At 66.5% G+C, this 17,069-nt stretch carries 13 protein-coding genes and 1 pseudogene; 8 read left to right on the top strand and 6 right to left on the bottom strand.

Going from position 1 to position 17,069, the window contains the following annotated elements; all coding sequences use genetic code 11:
- Positions 1-97: 97 nt before the first annotated feature.
- Positions 98-1,777, top strand: a complete 1,680-nt coding sequence (locus M4D77_RS01180; protein ID WP_065632520.1) for an FAD-dependent oxidoreductase — start codon at positions 98-100, stop codon at positions 1,775-1,777.
- Between the two features lie 362 nt (positions 1,778-2,139).
- Positions 2,140-3,408, top strand: a complete 1,269-nt coding sequence (locus M4D77_RS01175; RefSeq protein ID WP_065632519.1) for an ABC transporter substrate-binding protein — start codon at positions 2,140-2,142, stop codon at positions 3,406-3,408.
- Between the two features lie 158 nt (positions 3,409-3,566).
- Here M4D77_RS01175 and M4D77_RS01170 read toward each other — a convergent pair.
- From M4D77_RS01170 to M4D77_RS01160, 3 genes and pseudogenes are all read right to left on the bottom strand, one after another.
- Positions 3,567-3,701: pseudogene (locus tag M4D77_RS01170) on the bottom strand (IS3 family transposase); the annotation flags it as partial.
- A gap of 249 nt (positions 3,702-3,950) precedes the next feature.
- Entirely contained in the window at positions 3,951-4,715 is a 765-nt protein-coding gene (locus tag M4D77_RS01165; RefSeq protein WP_065632518.1) for an ABC transporter ATP-binding protein, read from the bottom strand.
- Positions 4,708-7,461, bottom strand: a complete 2,754-nt coding sequence (locus M4D77_RS01160; protein ID WP_254661322.1) for a branched-chain amino acid ABC transporter permease/ATP-binding protein — start codon at positions 7,459-7,461, stop codon at positions 4,708-4,710. Before M4D77_RS01160 ends, M4D77_RS01165 begins: the two co-directional genes overlap by 8 nt.
- Before the next feature lie 197 nt (positions 7,462-7,658).
- Between M4D77_RS01160 and M4D77_RS01155 the strand changes: the two genes are divergently transcribed.
- Genes M4D77_RS01155 through M4D77_RS01145 form a run of 3 tightly spaced genes read left to right on the top strand, consistent with a single transcriptional unit; the run spans position 7,659 to position 10,779 of the window.
- Positions 7,659-8,213 carry a DoxX family protein gene (locus M4D77_RS01155; protein ID WP_065632516.1) on the top strand — a complete coding sequence of 185 codons (555 nt, stop codon included), beginning with the start codon at positions 7,659-7,661 and terminating at the stop codon, positions 8,211-8,213.
- A 50-nt stretch (positions 8,214-8,263) separates the two neighbouring features.
- Positions 8,264-9,439, top strand: coding sequence for a CoA transferase (locus M4D77_RS01150; RefSeq protein WP_065632515.1), 1,176 nt, complete (start codon positions 8,264-8,266; stop codon positions 9,437-9,439).
- Positions 9,433-10,779: an amidohydrolase family protein gene (locus tag M4D77_RS01145; protein WP_065632514.1), complete on the top strand. Its 1,347-nt coding sequence runs from the start codon at positions 9,433-9,435 to the stop codon at positions 10,777-10,779. Before M4D77_RS01150 ends, M4D77_RS01145 begins: the two co-directional genes overlap by 7 nt.
- On the opposite strand, the gene M4D77_RS01140 is transcribed toward M4D77_RS01145, so the two are convergent.
- Genes M4D77_RS01140 through M4D77_RS01130 form a run of 3 tightly spaced genes read right to left on the bottom strand, consistent with a single transcriptional unit; the run spans position 10,774 to position 13,736 of the window.
- Complete coding sequence (locus M4D77_RS01140; RefSeq protein WP_396266471.1) at positions 10,774-11,763, bottom strand: enoyl-CoA hydratase/isomerase family protein; 990 nt, start codon at positions 11,761-11,763, stop codon at positions 10,774-10,776. The two genes, M4D77_RS01145 and M4D77_RS01140, sit on opposite strands and share 6 nt — an antisense overlap.
- 42 nt (positions 11,764-11,805) lie before the next feature.
- Positions 11,806-12,549 (bottom strand): GntR family transcriptional regulator, encoded by a 744-nt coding sequence (locus M4D77_RS01135; protein WP_065632600.1) that lies wholly within the window; start codon positions 12,547-12,549, stop codon positions 11,806-11,808.
- Positions 12,550-12,584: 35 nt separating this feature from the next.
- The gene (locus M4D77_RS01130) at positions 12,585-13,736 is read right to left on the bottom strand and encodes an acyl-CoA dehydrogenase family protein (RefSeq protein ID WP_065632513.1); all 1,152 of its coding nucleotides are present in this window, start codon (positions 13,734-13,736) and stop codon (positions 12,585-12,587) included.
- 116 nt (positions 13,737-13,852) lie between these two features.
- Here M4D77_RS01130 and M4D77_RS01125 point away from each other — a divergent pair, with 116 nt between their 5' ends.
- From M4D77_RS01125 to M4D77_RS01115, 3 genes are read left to right on the top strand one after another with little or no spacing between them, the layout of a single operon-like run.
- The gene (locus M4D77_RS01125; RefSeq protein ID WP_065632512.1) at positions 13,853-14,725 is read left to right on the top strand and encodes a CoA ester lyase; all 873 of its coding nucleotides are present in this window, start codon (positions 13,853-13,855) and stop codon (positions 14,723-14,725) included.
- Positions 14,722-15,726 carry a MaoC family dehydratase gene (locus tag M4D77_RS01120; protein ID WP_065632511.1) on the top strand — a complete coding sequence of 335 codons (1,005 nt, stop codon included), beginning with the start codon at positions 14,722-14,724 and terminating at the stop codon, positions 15,724-15,726. The genes M4D77_RS01125 and M4D77_RS01120 overlap by 4 nt, the downstream gene beginning before the upstream one ends.
- A gap of 42 nt (positions 15,727-15,768) precedes the next feature.
- Positions 15,769-16,908 carry a CoA transferase gene (locus tag M4D77_RS01115; RefSeq protein ID WP_065632510.1) on the top strand — a complete coding sequence of 380 codons (1,140 nt, stop codon included), beginning with the start codon at positions 15,769-15,771 and terminating at the stop codon, positions 16,906-16,908.
- The last annotated feature ends 161 nt before the right edge of the window (positions 16,909-17,069 follow it).

The raw sequence follows: 17,069 nt of genomic DNA, 5'->3' as shown, positions 1-17,069 counted from the left end.
ACCGAACCCAGTCGAGAGCGGCTCGGTCATCCCTTGACAGAGGCACACACTCACGATCAAACTAGACGTAACTGTCAGATATTGGAGGTTGACTCACGTGGCTTTTGTGATCCTGCAAGCTTGTTGCAACGACGCATCGTGCGTCGATGTCTGCCCGGTCAACTGCATCCACCCAACGCCTGACGAACCGGACTTCATGCGGACCGAGATGCTGCACATCGACCCGCAGACATGCATCGACTGCGGCGCATGTGTGGAGGCCTGCCCCGTCGACGCGATCAAGGCCGAGGACGAACTGGACGACCCGGAGCTCCCGTTCATCGAGCTCAATGCCGATTACTTCGAACAGCACCCCCTGCAGTCCGGACAACTCGACGTCCCGAAACCGTTGTGGCGCAAAGCGGATTTCTCGGATATGCGCGTGGCCATCGTCGGTTCGGGACCGGCCGCGTTCTACGCGGCCGCCGAGCTGATCTCGCTGAAGGGCGTTCAGGTCGACATGTTCGAGCGCCTGCTCACGCCGTACGGACTGGTGCGCTCAGGGGTCGCCCCCGACCATCCCGGCACGAAGGCGGTCACCGACATCTTCCGGACACTGGAGCGCCGCAAGAACTTCAGGCTGCACCTCGGAGTCGAGATCGGCGTCGATCTGACGCACGAGGAGCTGCTCGCCCACAACCACGCGGTCATCTACGCGGTGGGAGCGTCGTCGGACCGTCGCCTGGGCATCCCCGGCGAGGACCTCCCGGGCAGTCATACCGCCACCGAGTTCGTCGGCTGGTACAACGGCCACCCCGACTACGCGGACCGGACCTATGACCTGAGCGGCGAGCGCGCCGTCATCGTGGGCAACGGCAACGTCGCCCTCGACGTCGCTCGGATTCTGCTCACCGATCCTGATGACCTCGACCGCACCGACATAGCCGATCACGCACTCGAGGTGCTGCGCACGAGCAACATCCGCGAGGTCGTGGTCCTCGGCCGCCGCGGTGTCGCACAAGCCGGCTACACCAACCCCGAGATGATGGCACTGCGCCATCTTCCGGGCGTCGACCTCGTGATAGACCCGGATGACGTCGAGATCGACCCGGTCACGCAGGGCATCCTCGACGCCGCCGACACCGAGTCGTCGGTGAAGGCGAAGATCTCCCTGGCCCGCAGGGTTGCCGCGGACGGCGACACAGGCGCGGCGAAACGTCTGGTCCTGCGATACCTCTCCTCCCCCACCGAGATCTCCGGGACAGACCACGTCGAGTCGATCAGCATCACACGCAACGAACTGCAACTGACCGAGTCCGGCGGAGTCGTCGCCGTTCCCACCGACGTCACCGACGCCATCGAGACGACCCTGGTGCTGCGCGCGGTCGGCTACCGCGGCGTTCCGGTCCCCGGAGTGCCGTTCGACGACGCTCGCGGGGTCATCTCCAACGTCGAGGGCCGGGTCGTCACTCTGCACGGCGGCGAGCCCGTTCAGGGCGTCTACGCCACCGGCTGGGTGAAGCGTGGTCCGTCCGGTGTCATCGGAACCAACAAGAAATGTGCAGCCGACACCGTGGATCTCCTCCTCCAGGATTACGTCGCCGAAGCTCTTGCCGATCCGCCGCAGGACGCGGACTCGTTCGCGGAACTCCTGGCCGAGAGAGCACCCGAAGTCGTCGACTTCGCCGGCTGGACCCTGATCGACAAGGCGGAGAAGGCCGCGGGCAAGCCGCGTAAGCGACCGCGGGTGAAGTTCGTCGACGTCGATTCGATGAGGGCGGTGGTCCGCGGGGACTGAGGTACCTCGCGACACGCCTGTCGTAGCTCCGACGCATCGCTACTCACGATCGTCACATATTTCTGACGAAGTGATCATTACTCCGTCAGACGCCGACCATGCTCAAGCGGGCTCACCATCCTCGCTTGACAATGGCTTTTCTGGGTTCTAGCTCGCTTTATTCCAGACTCTACGGTAACGATTAGGTAACATACGGCGGGAATGCTGGGAGTGACCCGCGCCATAGTCCAGTATCAAGGTGTCTCATCTGACAGTCCGTACTTTTTATGACTCACCCTCCATCGACGCGGAGTCCGGTACGACGCTCAGTCGAGAAACCCATCTGCGGGCGGAATCCCTCGTCCCGAACTCAGGAGCACAGCATGACGAAATCAAGGACCGGCCGGCGGTTCATCACCACGACCCTCCTGTCGGTCATCCTCACCGCGGGCATGGTCGCCTGTGGCGGCTCGGATGACGGTGGCGACTCCGCCGCGGAGCCCTCAGCCAATGAGTCGGTGCTGGGCACCCCGAACAAGGCCACCGGTACACCGATCACCATCGGGTTCATCAGCGACGGGAAGTCGCAGGCCATCGACGTCAGCGACGAGATCCGTGGCGCCGTCGCCGCGGCCGATTACGCCAACGAGTACCTCGGCGGAATCGGTGGTCATCCCATCGAGGTCAAGTCGTGCGAAGCGTTGGCTCAACCCGCCGCCGCCGCCGACTGCGCCAACCAGATGGTGCAGGCCGGTGCCGCCGCCGTGGTCGGTCCCACTCCAGGTGAACTGGACCACCTCATCGACGTCCTGTCGCCAGCCAAGATCCCGCTGGTGGTTCACAGTGGCACCACCCAGAAGGGCCTCAGCGCGCCGGGCGTGTACTTGCTGACGAACGGCACCGCCTACTTCGCGAGCTCGGCGACGGCGGCAAAGGACGAGGGGCTGAAGAACACCGTCGGCATCGCCATCGGCGTCCCCGGCGCCGAGGGACCCACCCGCCAGATCGGATCGCTGATCTGGGGCAACGCCGGCCTCGACTTCAGTGTGGTCGGCATCCCGCCGGGCACCGCAGACATGACACCGCAGATCAGCGCGGCCGGCGGTGACGCCGACAACTTCTTCGTGATCGGTAACGACAGCTTCTGCACCAGCGCCTTCAAGGCGATCAAGACAACCAAGCCGAATGCTCCGATCTTCGCGATCGATCGGTGCCTGACGATCGGTGGGGGGAGCTCGATCCCCAACGGCTACGAGGGCATCAACGTCGCCACCACACTCGATCTGAGCCCGGATGCCCCCGACTCGCAACTCTATTCAGCAGTTCTCGCCAAGTACGGTGACGGCGCGAAGTTCGGGAATCTCTCGTCGGTCGGTTACGCTCCGATGCTCGGCATGATCAAGGCACTCAACGCGGCAAAGGTCACCGACCCGACGGCGGAGACCGTCATGGCAGCCATGAAGACGGCACCGCCGACCGAGTATCCGCTGACCAACGGACTCATGTTCCAGTGCAACGGAGAACAGCTCCCCATCTCCCCCAACATCTGCAGCGCCGACGGCCTCCTCGCCAAGGCGACCAAGAACGGCGAACTCACCGATTATCAGAAGGTGACCGTCGATCCCTCGCTCTACGACACACCCGGCGCCTGAGCCCTGACCGACCAGTACGACCCGGCGTCGGCCGTCATCCTCGCAAGGGATGGCGGCCGACGCATTTCACCATTCGTCTCCCGTCGTCCGGGCTGCGCCGGTAGGCCACCGTGATCTACCCGGTGCCGATCGATCCAGCCAAGCCGGAGTCGCGTGGTTGCCAGGGTCCACCAGCAGGTGAGGTCAGCCACCCCCCACTGATCCGGCCTGGCCGGCGATGGCCGCTCCCGCTCTACCAGATCGGGGTGCCGCGGCGCGCGATCATCGCGCCGGGTCGTGATCGTGCGATGTTTTCGCGGGTGACTCCGACGGTCTGCACACCGTGCTCGGTGAGGCGGTCGTGATACATCCTGCCAGCCCGCTCACGCGTCTCTGGATCACAGTTCCTCGGTGCACCATACCGGCATTCTCCCGATGGGATCACGGCCTCCACCAGCCCCAGGACGGTTCACCGGCCCGGACTCGCTCACCGCACCAGCCGCGGACACGACGATGCCAGTCACCCCCCACACGGCGGAAGTGACCGGCAGAGCGGGGTCAGATCAGACGGCCTCGCCCAGGTACGCCTGCTCGAGAAGTGCCGGATTCTTGGCCATCTCACTTGCCCGGCCGCGCAGACGGACACCGCCATGCACGATCACGAGCGCCTCGTCGGCCACCTCGAGAGCCAGCTGCACATGCTGCTCCACCAGCACCACGACAGCATTCGTCTCATCGGCGATACGACGGACGACCGGGAGCAGCTCTTCGACGATGACCGGGGCCAGACCCATGCTCATCTCATCGATCAGCAGCGCCCGCGGATTCTGGGTCAGCGCACGGGCCACAGCGAGCATCTGCTGCTCGCCACCCGACAGAGACCCCGCGCTGACCTTGATGCGTTTGCCCAGGGCCGGGAACAGCTCTATGGCCTCGTCCACACCGAATCCACCGGACCGTTTGGCGATCGCCAGGTTCTCGCGCACGGTCAGCGAGGTGAACAGAGCCCGGTCGTCCGGAACCAGCACCAGGCCATGCCGATTGGCCTCCGCGGGACGACCACTGCGCAGCTCTTTGCCCTCCACGATGACCTCCCCTCCCTTGCGTGGCAACAGGCCGGCCAGCGTGTTCATCAGAGTGGATTTCCCCGCCCCGTTCGGGCCGAGGATCGCGAGCACCGAACCCTCCTGGAGCGAGAAGCCGACATCGCGCACCACCCGGACCGAGCCGTAGCCGGCCGTCACCTCCCGGCACTCCAGGATCGGGACTCCCGTGGGCACGGCGGCGTCGGAGTCGTTGACGGTGTCGACCGTATTCACGTCAGCCATGGACCTGAGCCTCTTTTCCTAGGTATGCGGTGGCAACGGTTCGATTCGCCCGAATCTCCGCCGGAGTACCGGAGGCGATGAGTTCGCCGAAGTTGAGGACATGCACTTCGTCGCAGACGTTCAACACGAGATCCATGTCGTGGTCGACCATCAGGATGGTGATCCCGCTGTCCTGTATCTTGCGGAGTCGCTCTCCGAGCCAACGACTCTCGGTACTGTCGAGACCACCCGCCGGCTCGTCGAGCAGCAGCAGGTTGGGTGAGCCCGCCAGCGCGCGAGCGATTGAGACCAGCTGCCGCTGTCCCTGCGACAGTTCGCCTGCCGGCCGCTCGGCGATGTCGCTGATGCCGAGGAGGTCGAAGACCTCCGACAGATGACCGAGGTCGCCGTGTTCGGCCTTGGCGTCGGGACGGTGGACCGCGGCGGTGCGACCGACCTTGACGTTCTCGGTCACGCTCAGGTCGTCGTACAGCTCGATGGCCTGGAAGGTACGGCCGAGGCCGGCGCGAATCCGGTTGTGCGGCGCGAGTTCACTCAACGACGCGCCCGCCAGTGTCACGTCGCCGGTGTACTCGGCGAATCCGGTGATCGCGTCCATCAGCGTGGTCTTGCCGGCACCGTTCGGACCGATCAGGCCCACCAGAGCGCCCTTCGGGATCGCGAGCGAGACCTCTGACAGAGCCACCGCACCACCGTATTTCACCGAGACGTCGGCCAGGACGAGTTCAGGCTCCGCCGACCGATCGACGACCCGCGCTCGTGTCGACGGCCCCACTGCCCGGGCATCGGACCCTGCGTCCGCGTCCGCTGCCGGCTCGCTCGTATCCGGGATAGCCGCTGCGCGGCGCGTGGCCAACAAGGTGTGGGCCGGTCCGACGATTCCCTCGGGATTCAGGATCACGGTGAAGATCAGCAACACACTGGAGATCACCACATACCAGCCGCTGACCGACCACAGCTCGTCGACGACGATGAACAGCAGACCGTTGGCGGCCGTGAGGCCGGCCAGCACACCGCCGGACACCGAGGTGATTCCGGTCAGATAGACAGTCGCGAACAGGGCGACACCACCCATCGCGGCATAGGAGTTGAACGTCACGGTCTGCTGCTGGTAAGCCAGGAGCGACCCGCCGATGCCGGCGATGAACGCACCGATCGCGAAGGCCAGGATCTTCACGCGGACGACACTGACACCGGCAGCCGCAGCGGATCTCTCATTCGCACGGACCGCCAGCATCTCGGCGCCGAGCCGACTCCGCCGGAGCAGGGCGACGAATACGGCGACCCCCACGAGCACGAGCAGCACCAGGACGCCGAATGTGACCCGCGGGTAGTCCAGACCTTGTCCGATACCCAGATCCCAACCGAACAGGCTGGGTTCGGGCGCCCTGACCCCCGAGGCTCCGACGATGTCGACGTTACGGAACCAGATCGCTTCGACTGCGAACGCCATCGCAAGGGTCACCACGGCCACGGTGAGTCCTCGAATCCGTAGCGCGGGCAACCCGATCAGTACGCCGAGCGCAGCCGCACACAACGCGGCCACGACAGGGGCGATCGGGAACGGTAGATGGAACGTGTTGGCGATCGGCCCGAGTAGGAAGCCCGCGACACCGGCGATAGTCAGCTGGGCGAGGGAGACCTGACCCGCGTAGCCGGTGACGACCACCGAGGACAACGCGATGATGGCCATGACTAAGCTGACTATCAGCCCCGTGCGCAGCCGTTCGTCGAGCAACACGAGCGCCAGGACCCCGATGATCGTCATCACCACCGCGGTGGACGCCACATGGTTCGGTCTCGGCGCCCTGCCGAGGGTCTGCAGGATGATCGCACCGCGGGTCGGCAGCGGCTTCGCACGGATCAGAAGGACGGCCAGGATCAGGATCAGCGGCACAAGATCCGGCAGGCCCACGGACGGCAGCCAGTCGAATTGGGTTGCCAGATACTGCGCTTCGGACTGAAGCATACCCACGGCCAGACCAGCCAGTACCGCGACCACGACGAGATCGAAGCGAGCCAGGATCGCGGCGGCCAGAGCCGGGACGATGAACAGCGTGTAAGCAACCGGCACCAACGGGACGATGGGTGCAATCAGGATTCCGGCCAGACCCGCCACCGCCGAACTAAGCATCCAGTTGTAGGCAGCGATCCGGTCGGGCGAGATGCCGCTGACATAAGCACCTCGCTCGGTCTCGGCCGACGCACGAGTGGCCAGGCCGAACTTCGTGTAGCGGAAGGCCAGAGCCAGCACGATCGCCAGCACCACGATCGTCAGCGCGAAGAAGAACCGATCAGCAGACAGCTGGAGCTCGCCGGACTGCCAGACGTCAGTCGGGAAGATCGGTTCCACCGAAACCGGATCGGTACCCAGCTTCTGCGCCACCAGTCCCGCGATCAAGAGGGAGATACCAAGAGCGGCGACTGCGCGGGCCACCAGGGGTGAGGTCCGCAATGGCCGGAAGACGAGCAGGTACAGGACGAGCCCCAGGGCAGCTGCGATCACGAGCGAGATCGCGATCGCGGGCCACATCCCGATCGGCCCGCCGAGGTCGATCGTGTTGGGGAGCCCCGGGATCAGGATGAGCAACTCACCCTCGCGCAGGAACGCGTATGTGTACGCGGTGTACAACGCGATGGCGCCCGTCGCGAAGTTGACGACGCCGGAACTGCGGTAGGTGAGGACGACCGCCAGCGCCAGTGCGCCGAAAACCGCTCCGTTACCTAACCCCAGTAACAAGAACACCAGATGTTGCATAGAGACGCCAATCCTCACGGCTGTGCGGTCAAAGGTGACAGTGATGTTAGATCAAACTGCGATGTACGTCACCCCCTCTGCCCGAATTGACGCATCTCACATTGCGGGGCGGGTCACGCGGGGCGAATTGCGCGACGCAGCGAGCAGCTATGCTCGCTGCCACAAGAACCCGAATGGAGCAAGTCATGTCACGTCTGTTCACCAAGCCGGCCTCGGACCTCACTCCGGTCCAACTCCTTCTCCGAGGTGCCATCGGGGGTACGATGATCGCTCACGGAACCAAACACGGCCGCAGCATCGAAGGCACCGCGGGCTGGTTCCGGTCGATCGGTTTCCGGCAACCCACGCTCCAGGCGAAGGCCTCTGCGGTGGTGGAGGTCGGTGCGGGAGCCGCCATCGTCGCCGGCGCGGCCACCCCGGTAGCGGCCGCCGCGGTCGTCGGGACCATGGCCGTCGCCGCACGTTCGGTCCACCTGCCCAACGGCTTCTTCATCACATCCGAGGGCTGGGAGTACGTCGCCAATCTGTCGGTCGCAGCAATTGCGTTGGCCGCCTTGGGGCCTGGCCACTACAGCGTGGACCGGGCCATAGGCCTGGACTCGAGACTCAGCTCGGGACGAGCTGCCGCTCTCGCGGCGGGCGTCGGGCTCGCGGCAGCGGCAGCGCAACTCGCGGTGTTCCACCGGCCACCGCAGGCGACAGGGGCTGACCCACAGACGCCGACCCCCTCGTCGAACTGACCACAGCCGGTCCCGGCGGACCGCGGGCAGCGGAGGGAAAAAGCGCCGACATGGGGACACACGCGCAGCGATGGGCCAGCAGCGGTATGGCCTACCTGACCGGCGAACCGGAAGCTCCTGACTACTCCCGCGCGCCGATCATGGCGCGGGCCGACATGCTCGCCGACGTGTTCGGCGCTGATGTCGGCGAACTGCTGACCGGCCGGGCGGCCTTGATGGGCAGCTCCCGCGCCGGACAACAGTCCGCGGGCGGCAGCTCCCGTCTCATGCGGTGTCGCGATGGATGGATCGCGATGACGCTCTCGCGGGCGAGCGACATCGACTCACTGCAAGCGCTTTTCGCGCGGGACGATCCGATCGACAGTCCGTGGCAGGCACTGGCCGAGGCGTTGCCGCATCTTCACGTCGACGACGTCGTCGATCGTGCGCAGTTGCTCGAGATACCCGCCGCCGCATTGGGATCGGTGAGTTCGTCCCCCGTCGACATCGTCAGGGCATGGCCCGCTCAGCAGGCCACCCGCCCGCCGTCGCTGCTGGTGGTGGACCTGTCCGCGATGTGGGCGGGACCGTTGTGCGGTCACCTTCTGCAACAGCTCGGTGCGACCGTGATCAAGGTGGAGAGCCCCGAACGTCCCGATGGGTCGCGAGCCGGAAACCCCGACTTCTTCGCCTGGATGAACAGCGGAAAGCAGTTCTACACCACACAATTGAGCCACCGGGCGGTTGGGCTCGCGGGGTTGCTCGATGTCGCGGACGTGGTCATCGAGGCCTCCCGCCCGCGCGCTCTCGAACACGCCGGGCTGGACGCGTCCACCAGGTCGCCGCGCGCCGGGCGGGTATGGGTGCGGATCACCGGTTACGGTCGCGCTACCGGGATGGTGAACCGCGTCGCGTTCGGCGACGATGCCGCAGTTGCCGGCGGACTCGTCGGCCGGGGCACTCGTGGGCCGGTGTTCTGCGGGGACGCGATCGCCGACCCCTTGACCGGACTGGAAGCAGCGACTGCGGTGGTGCAGTCGCTCGCCCGCGGTGGCGGGGAGATAATCGACGTGTCGATGGCCGGCGTCGCCGCCAAGTACGCCGGGTGCCCCGTACTCGAGGACACCGAGCGGGTGACCGTCGCCGTGACGCCGCCCACCGCTCCCCGAATCGGTTCCGGTTTCGAGACGATCGGCGACAACGAGGTTCTGCGTCTCGTCGATGAACGTCGAGGTCCCAGATGCTGATCACCGGGGCGCAGCGACTCTCGGGTGAGCCGGTCGCGGTACGCATCACCGACCGACGCCTGACCGACGTCGCGGTCCACCTCGAGCCGGGGGACGACGAGCCGGTCCTCGATCTCCGGGGCGGCACTCTGCTTCCCGGATTACATGATCACCATCTACACCTCCGGGCGGCGGTGGCTGCGCTGCAGTCGGTGTCCGTCGGCCCACAACAGGTGGCCACACCGCAACAACTCGCCGAGGCTCTCGGCCGTTCTCGACCCCGCGACGACGGCTGGATCCGCGCTGTTGGTTATCACGACAGCGTTGCAGGGGAATTGGACCGTCATCGCCTCGACGAACTGTTCGCCCGCGCACCGGTCCGAATCCAGCATCGCAGCGGTGCGATGTGGATCGTCAACACGCCAGGCCTCATCGCCCTCGGGTGGCCGGATCATCCCACCGGCCGATTCTTTCGCCAGGACAACACCTTTGCTGCCGTGACCGCAGACGGTCCGACGGATTTCACACCACTGGGAGTCCGGCTCGCCAGGTTCGGCGTCACCGGGATCACCGAAGCGACCCCGGATCTCGGTGCCGCCGACCTCGACGCACTCGACACCGCCGTACGTGAGGAACGACTCCCCCAGCGGGTGATGGTCATGTCGCAGCACGGTGGACGACACTACTCACGGTTGGAGTTCGGTCCGGTCAAACGGATTCTCGACGACAGCACACTCGATCTCGACGAGTTGACGTCCTGGGTCGCGGAGCGACATGAGCACGGTTACGCGGTGGCCCTGCACTGCGTGACTGTCGTGCAACTCGTCGTCACGCTGTCGGCATTCCGGAGCGCGGGTGTGCGCGCGGGCGACCGAATCGAACACGCGGCGATGGTGCCCGACGATGTGATCGACGACCTCGCGGATCTCGGGGTGACCGTGGTGACGCAGCCGAATTTCGTGGCCGAACGCGGAGATGAGTACCTCCGCGAGGTACCCCCGGCGGAGCATCACGAGTTGTGGAGGGTGGCCGGCCTTCGTCGGTCGGGGGTGCCGATCGCCGGTAGCACGGATGCGCCCTTCGGGGACCTCGACCCGTGGGCCGCCATGCGTGCTGCCAGAGATCGGCGGACCAGATCGGGAAAACTCCTGTGCCCAGATGAACGTGTCGGTGCAGCTGCCGCCCTGGCGATGTTCCTCGGCGACCTGCACACGCCGGCGAATACGCGGGATCTTCGTACGGGGGATCGGGCAGACCTGTGCCTCATGTCCGCCGGACCCGACGACGTGCTCGCCGAACTGTCGGCAGATCTGGTCGCAGCCACCGTCGTCGACGGACACCTTCGGTACGCGGCCTCATGAAGCCGGCGACGGGGCCGGCAGTTCGTCCACGTGGTCGACCAATCCCCATTGGAGAGCGGTCGTCGCGTCGATACGACGTCCGGTCATGAGCAGGTAGGCCGTCCGCCATCGGCCGATACGGCGTTGAACGCTCAGCGTTCCCCCGGCACCGGGAACCAGGCCGAGCTCGAGTTCCGGTAGTCCAAACCGCGCGTCCGGTCGAGCCGTGATGAACCCGCAGTACGCTGCCATCTCCAACCCGCTGCCGAGCACGGCACCATGAACATCGGCTCGGCAGGCGGTGCCCAGCCGGCTGGTCAGTGCGTCGAGGAGAAGCGCGGGACTGTGCCGAGTACGCGCCAGGTGCGAATTGGCCGGATCCGCGAACAACCCGAACTCGGCGAGGTCACCGCCGCTGCAGAACGACCGGCCCCGGCCGCTCAACCTCACGGACTCGATCGAGGTGTCCGCGAGCGCCACGGTCAAGCCGTCGATCAGGCCCGCCCGCAACACGTCGCTGAACGCGTTGTGCCGGTCCCCCCGATTGAAGACGATGTCGAGGTGCGAGTCCTCGCGCGTGAGGACCACGGCGTCGTCCTGCTGGTGACGCCGACGGCTGCCCTGAGACGCCAGCCAATCCGTGAATTCGGTCCCGGCCTGCAGCGCCGAATAGGCCAGCGACTCGGTGATCAACCCGCTGACGGTACTGCCGGCATCCGACACTGCACGTAACACGTCGTCGCCCACAGACGCCGCCACCGGATGCGCCGAGATCCTGTCGGTGAGCACGGCGATGGTGCCCTCGATGTCGGCGGTGTACACCAGCCGTCGATCGTCGGACGGTGTGTCGGTGAGGGTGAAGGTCGCCCGGTCCACCACCCTGTCTGCGCGGTCGGAGCCGATGACGCCGCTTCTGCACACGCCGACGGTGGGTCCGGAAAGCCGCCAGTGCTCAGTCGGAACATCCGCATCGGTGAGATCCAAGATCGTCAGGACATGTGTCACGGCAGAATCCTAGACCGAACGCGGTCGGAGATGCGCACCCGGTCAGAGCCCGCTGCGGCGGAGCGTCACCCGATAGGTGTAGTGCTCGGGGAGGAAGTAACTGACCGCGAGTTCGACTGCGCGGCCGCGTGAATCGGTGTACAACCGGTCGACGCGCAGCACCGTGTGCCCCACGGGGCAGCCGAGGCGGGCAGCGGTCTCGGCGTCGGCGACGGTGGCGGTGATCGATTGCGCGCACTCCTCGATCGGGTGCGCCAGATGCGGTTCGAGCAGGCCGATCATCGTGTGGTCACTGCGCGCTCCGGCCTCGACCTCGGGGGCGTCGATCACCAGGCGTGCGACCGACTCCGGCCACCACACGGTGGTCACGACGAAAGGGACACCGTCGTGGAATCGCTGGAAGACGATGCGGTACACCACGTCGGTGTCCAGTCGCAGGCGACCCGCTGCCTCGAGATCCACGCGGCGCGAGGGTGATTCGAGCACCTGCATCTCGGTGTCCGTCGACAGGTTCATGAGGTCCTCGATCGAACCCAGCTGGCGCAGGTACTGACCCGCGGTCTCGGTCGCGAACGTTCCCCGGCCGGGCACGCGGTACACCGAGCCCTCGCTCACCAATTCGAGGAACGCGCGGCGGACGGTCTGCCGGCTGAGCCCGTACTCCTGGGAGAGCTCGGATTCGGTCGGCAGCCGCACACCGCCGGCGTATCTGCCCGCGACGATGTGCTCGCGCAGTTCCGCGGCCAACGTCTTGTACGCAGGTGCGGACTGCTCGGACTCGCGCATGAAACCCACTCTCCCGCCGGACGACGGCGTGCCGCTCAGATCCCGCCGCGCGACACGAGTTGTGCCGCAATGACATTGCGTTGGATCTCGTTGGTGCCCTCGCCGACGATCATCAGGGGCGCGTCCCGGAAGTATCGCTCGACGTCGAACTCGGTGGAGTACCCGTAACCACCGTGGATGCGGACGGCGTTCAGGGCGATTTCCATCGCCACCTCGGAGGCGTAGAGCTTGGCCATCCCCGCCTCCATGTCGCAGCGCTCACCCCGGTCGTACTGTTCGGCCGCGTGCCAGGTCAGCTGGCGCGCTGCGGTGAGCTTGGTCGCCATGTCGGCGAGATAGTTGCCGATCGACTGATGCTTCCAGATCGGCTGTCCGAAGGATTCCCGCTGCTGCGCGTAGGCGAGCGAGTCCTCGAGTGCCGCGGTCGCGACGCCCAGCGCTCGGCAGGCGACCTGGATTCGACCGGTCTCCAAGCCCTTCATCATCTGACCGAATCCCTTGCCGGGCACCTCGCCCAGGATCGCCGTCTGCGGGATGCGGTAACCGTCGAAGGACAGCTCGCAGCTCTCGACACCCTTGTAGCCGAGCTTGGGCAGGTCGCGTGACACGGTCAGCCCGGGTCCGTGTTCGACGAGCACGATCGAGATGCCCTTGTGGCGCGGCTGCGCGCCGGGATCGGTCTTGCACATCAGCGCGATCAGCCCGGAACGCCGGGCGTTGCTGATCCAGGTCTTCGCACCGTTGATGACCAGCTCGTCGCCATCGGTCTTCGCCACGGTCGACATCGCCTGCAGATCCGACCCGCCGCCCGGTTCGGTGAGCGCCATGGTGGCGCGCAGTTCACCGGTCGCCATCCGCGGCAGGTACTCGAGCTTCTGCTCGTCGGTGCCGAACAGCGTCAACAACTTCGCGACAACCGTGTGCCCACCCATCGCGCCGGCCAGACTCATCCAGCCGCGCGCGAGTTCCTGGGTGACCTGCGCATAGCACGGCATCGACACCGGCGAACCGCCGAACTCCTCGGGCACCGCCAGCCCGTAGATGCCGATCTGCTTCATCTGCTCGATCCACTTCTCGGGATATTCGTTGGCATGCTCGACCTCCTGGACCGACGGCTTCACCTCGCGGTCGACGAAGGACCGCACAGTGTCGACCAGGAATGCCTCTTCGGCGGAAAGTGAGCTCATGACGGTGCCCCTACGATCTACGGCGGATTTGTACGGCCATTTTGTCGATCCCCGTCGGACCTGTCAACACTTCCCAAAGCTCGGCGCGGTCTGATACAACCGGAACCGCATCACATATGGCCGCACATTTGATCTCGACCCCTGGAGCAACCGTGCAGAGAAGACGAGCCGTCCTGGTCGCGCCCGCCTCCGACGACCGCAAGGCCCGCAAGGCGCTGGCTTCGATCGCCGATGAGGTCGTGCTCGACCTCGAGGACGCGGTGACCCCGGCGAACAAGGACTCCGCACGCGCAGCGGCCGCCGACCTGGTCGCCGAGTTCGGCGCCGACCGCGCGATCTCGTTGCGCATCAACGCGATCGACACGCCTTGGGCCGGCGCCGATCTCGCCGCCTGCGCCCAGATGCCGAACCTGACGTCGGTGGTGCTGCCGAAGGCCGACTCGCCCGCCGACCTCCGGTCGGCCGACGAGCAGCTCGGCCGAGCGTCGGTCCGCCTGCAGGCGTTGCTCGAATCACCGCGCGGCATCCGTGACGCCGGCGCCATCTGCGCGGCCACAAACCGGCTCGATGCCGTCCTCATCGGTTACGCCGATCTCGCCGCATCATTGGGACGCAGCCCCGACCTGCCGATGCGGACGTGGCACGTCGTCCAGGACTCGGTGTTGCTCGCCGCGCGCGCGGCCGGCGTGGACGTCATCGACGGACCGCATCTGACGATCGCCGACGACGACACCTTCCGCGACGCCAAGCGCTGGGTCCGCGACCTCGGCTTCGACGGCACCTGGGTGATCCATCCGGCTCAACTGCAGTCCGCCATCGACATCTTCACCCCGGACGCCGCCGCCGTGGAGGACGCACGACGGGTGCTCGACGCACTCGAGCAGGCAGCCGCCGCGGGTGCCGGTGCGGCCGAGCTCGACGGCCGAATGCTCGACGAGGCGCTCGCCGTCTCCGCGCGGCGCGTCCTCGCCAAGGCTGCGTCCGAATGAGCGCGTCCGAGCCGGTCGCCGTGGGCGGCCCGTTCTTCGACGAACTGTCCCATGGACAGTTGTTCGACGACGCGCCGTCGCTCACGTTGACATCCGGTCTCGCCGCGACGCACCAAGCGATTCTCGGTGACCGCCTTCGACTCTCGCTCGACGCCCATCTCTCGGATCGCGTGGTGGGTGGCGTCCTCGCCCATCCCGGCCTGGTCACCGACGTCGCGATCGGTCAATCCACGCTGGCCACCCACCACGTGAAGGCGAACCTCTTCTACCGCGGCCTGCGGTTCCTGAGCCACCCCCGGATCGGCGACACGTTGACGACCGTCACCGAAGTGGTCGGGCTGCGCGAGAACACACCGAAGCCAGGACGTGCGCCGACCGGGCTCGCCGCGCTCCACATGGTCACCACCGATCAGACCGGCGTCACCGTCCTCGACTTCTACCGGTGCGCGATGCTGCCGTTGTCACCCGACGCCGATCCCGGGCGGACCGTGCACGCTGACGACCTGAGCACCATCGGACCGGGAGACGATGCGCAACCGTTCATCCCCGAATGGGACCTCGACACCTATCGCGAATCCGCACGCGGACAACATTTCTCATCCGAGTTTGCCGGACGCGCCTTCTCCTCCAGCGCCGACGTGGTGTCCAGCGCACCCGAACTCGCCCGGCTCTCGCTGAACATCGCAGCCACCCACCACGACGAGCGGGTGGCCGGTGCGGCCGCCGGCGGTCGGCTGGTCTACGGCGGGCACACCATCGGACTGGCCCTCGCGCAGGCGAACCGGGCGCTGCCGAACCTGGTGACGGTGACCGGCTGGGATTCGTGCGACCACACCGGACCGGTGCACGAGGGCGACACCCTCAGTTCGACGATCCTCGTCGAGGAGGCGACGCCGCTCGCCGCCGGCGGCGTCCTGCGCCTGCGCTCCACCGTCGTCGCACACGGCGACGACTCCGATCGCGAGGTCCTCGACTGGCGTTTCCGCGTCCTGATGGCCTGATCGTCTGCCGAATCCCCCATTCCACTCCAGGAGTTTCCGCGCATGAGCTCGCATCCCCGTCCGCTCGAAGGCCTCCGCGTCGTGGAGGTGTCGAGCTTCGTCGCCTCACCCCTGTGCGGCCTGACCCTGTCGCAGCTCGGCGCCGAGGTGATCCGGGTCGACCCAATCGGCGGGGCCGCCGACATCAACCGCTGGCCGGTCACCGATGACGGCAACTCGATCTACTGGACCGGGCTCAACCGCGGCAAGAAGTCCGTCACCGTCGACTTCCGTGACCCCCAGGGACAGCGAATGATCCAGGATCTTGTCATCGACAGCGGGCCGGGCGGCGGAATCCTGGTCACCAACGCGGGCGGACGGTCGTGGATGAGTCACGAGACGCTGTCGGCGCGGCGCTCCGACGTCATCACCCTGGAACTGCTCGGCCGGACCGACGGCACTCCCGGAGTCGACTACACAGTCAACGCGGCACTCGGATTCCCGTCGATCACCGGCCCCACCGACTACGCCGGCGTCGTCAATCACGTACTGCCGGCGTGGGATGTCGCGTGCGGCCTCTATGCCGCACTGGCGATCACGGCCGCCGTCCGGCGCCGCGACCAGAACGGGATGGGGGCGCAGATCACCCTGCCCCTGGAGGACACCGCTCTCGCCATCGCCGGGACGCTCGGCTATCTCACCGAACCGCAGCTGAGTGGCGACACCCGACCGGCCACCGGGAACGACGTATACGGCACCTACGGAACCGATTTCGTCACCGCGGATGACTCTCGCTTCATGCTCGTCGCCCTGACCCCGCGGCATTTCCGCGGGCTGGTCGAGATGACCGGGACCGGCGAGGCGGTCGCGGCCGTCGAACGGGCGCTGGGAGCGGACTTCGTCAGGGAGGACGACCGGTACATTCACCGCGGTGTCCTCACACCGCTGTTCGCGGCGTGGTTCGCGCGACACACGTCTGTCGAGGTCGAGGCCGCGCTGGCGCAGACCTCCGTGCTCTGGGAGCGTTACCGGACTTTTGACGAGGTCGTCGAATCAGGTGTTCTGCAGCGCAATCCGCTCTTCACCGAGCTGGAGCAGCCCGGCATCGGCACCTACCTGGCCGCCGGCCTGCCGGCCATTTTCGACGGTGAGCACTACTTCGCCGGGCCGGCCCCGGACCTGGGCTCGTCGACGGGGTTCTGAAGGTCGTTCACCTGTGACCCCTCCGCTCCCTGAGCTGAGGAGCGAGCTTGCGAGCGTCACGAAGGGTCTGGCGAGACACGTTACGGGACCCTTCGTGACGCGCCCTCCGCAAGCTCCGGGCGCTCCTCAGGGAGCAGGGGGCAGGTCGTTCTCTCGGGTTA

This window comes from Gordonia sp. p3-SID1431, assembly GCF_025143765.1.
GTDB lineage: Bacteria > Actinomycetota > Actinomycetes > Mycobacteriales > Mycobacteriaceae > Gordonia > Gordonia hongkongensis.
This window is presented reverse-complemented; position numbering and strand designations above follow the sequence as displayed.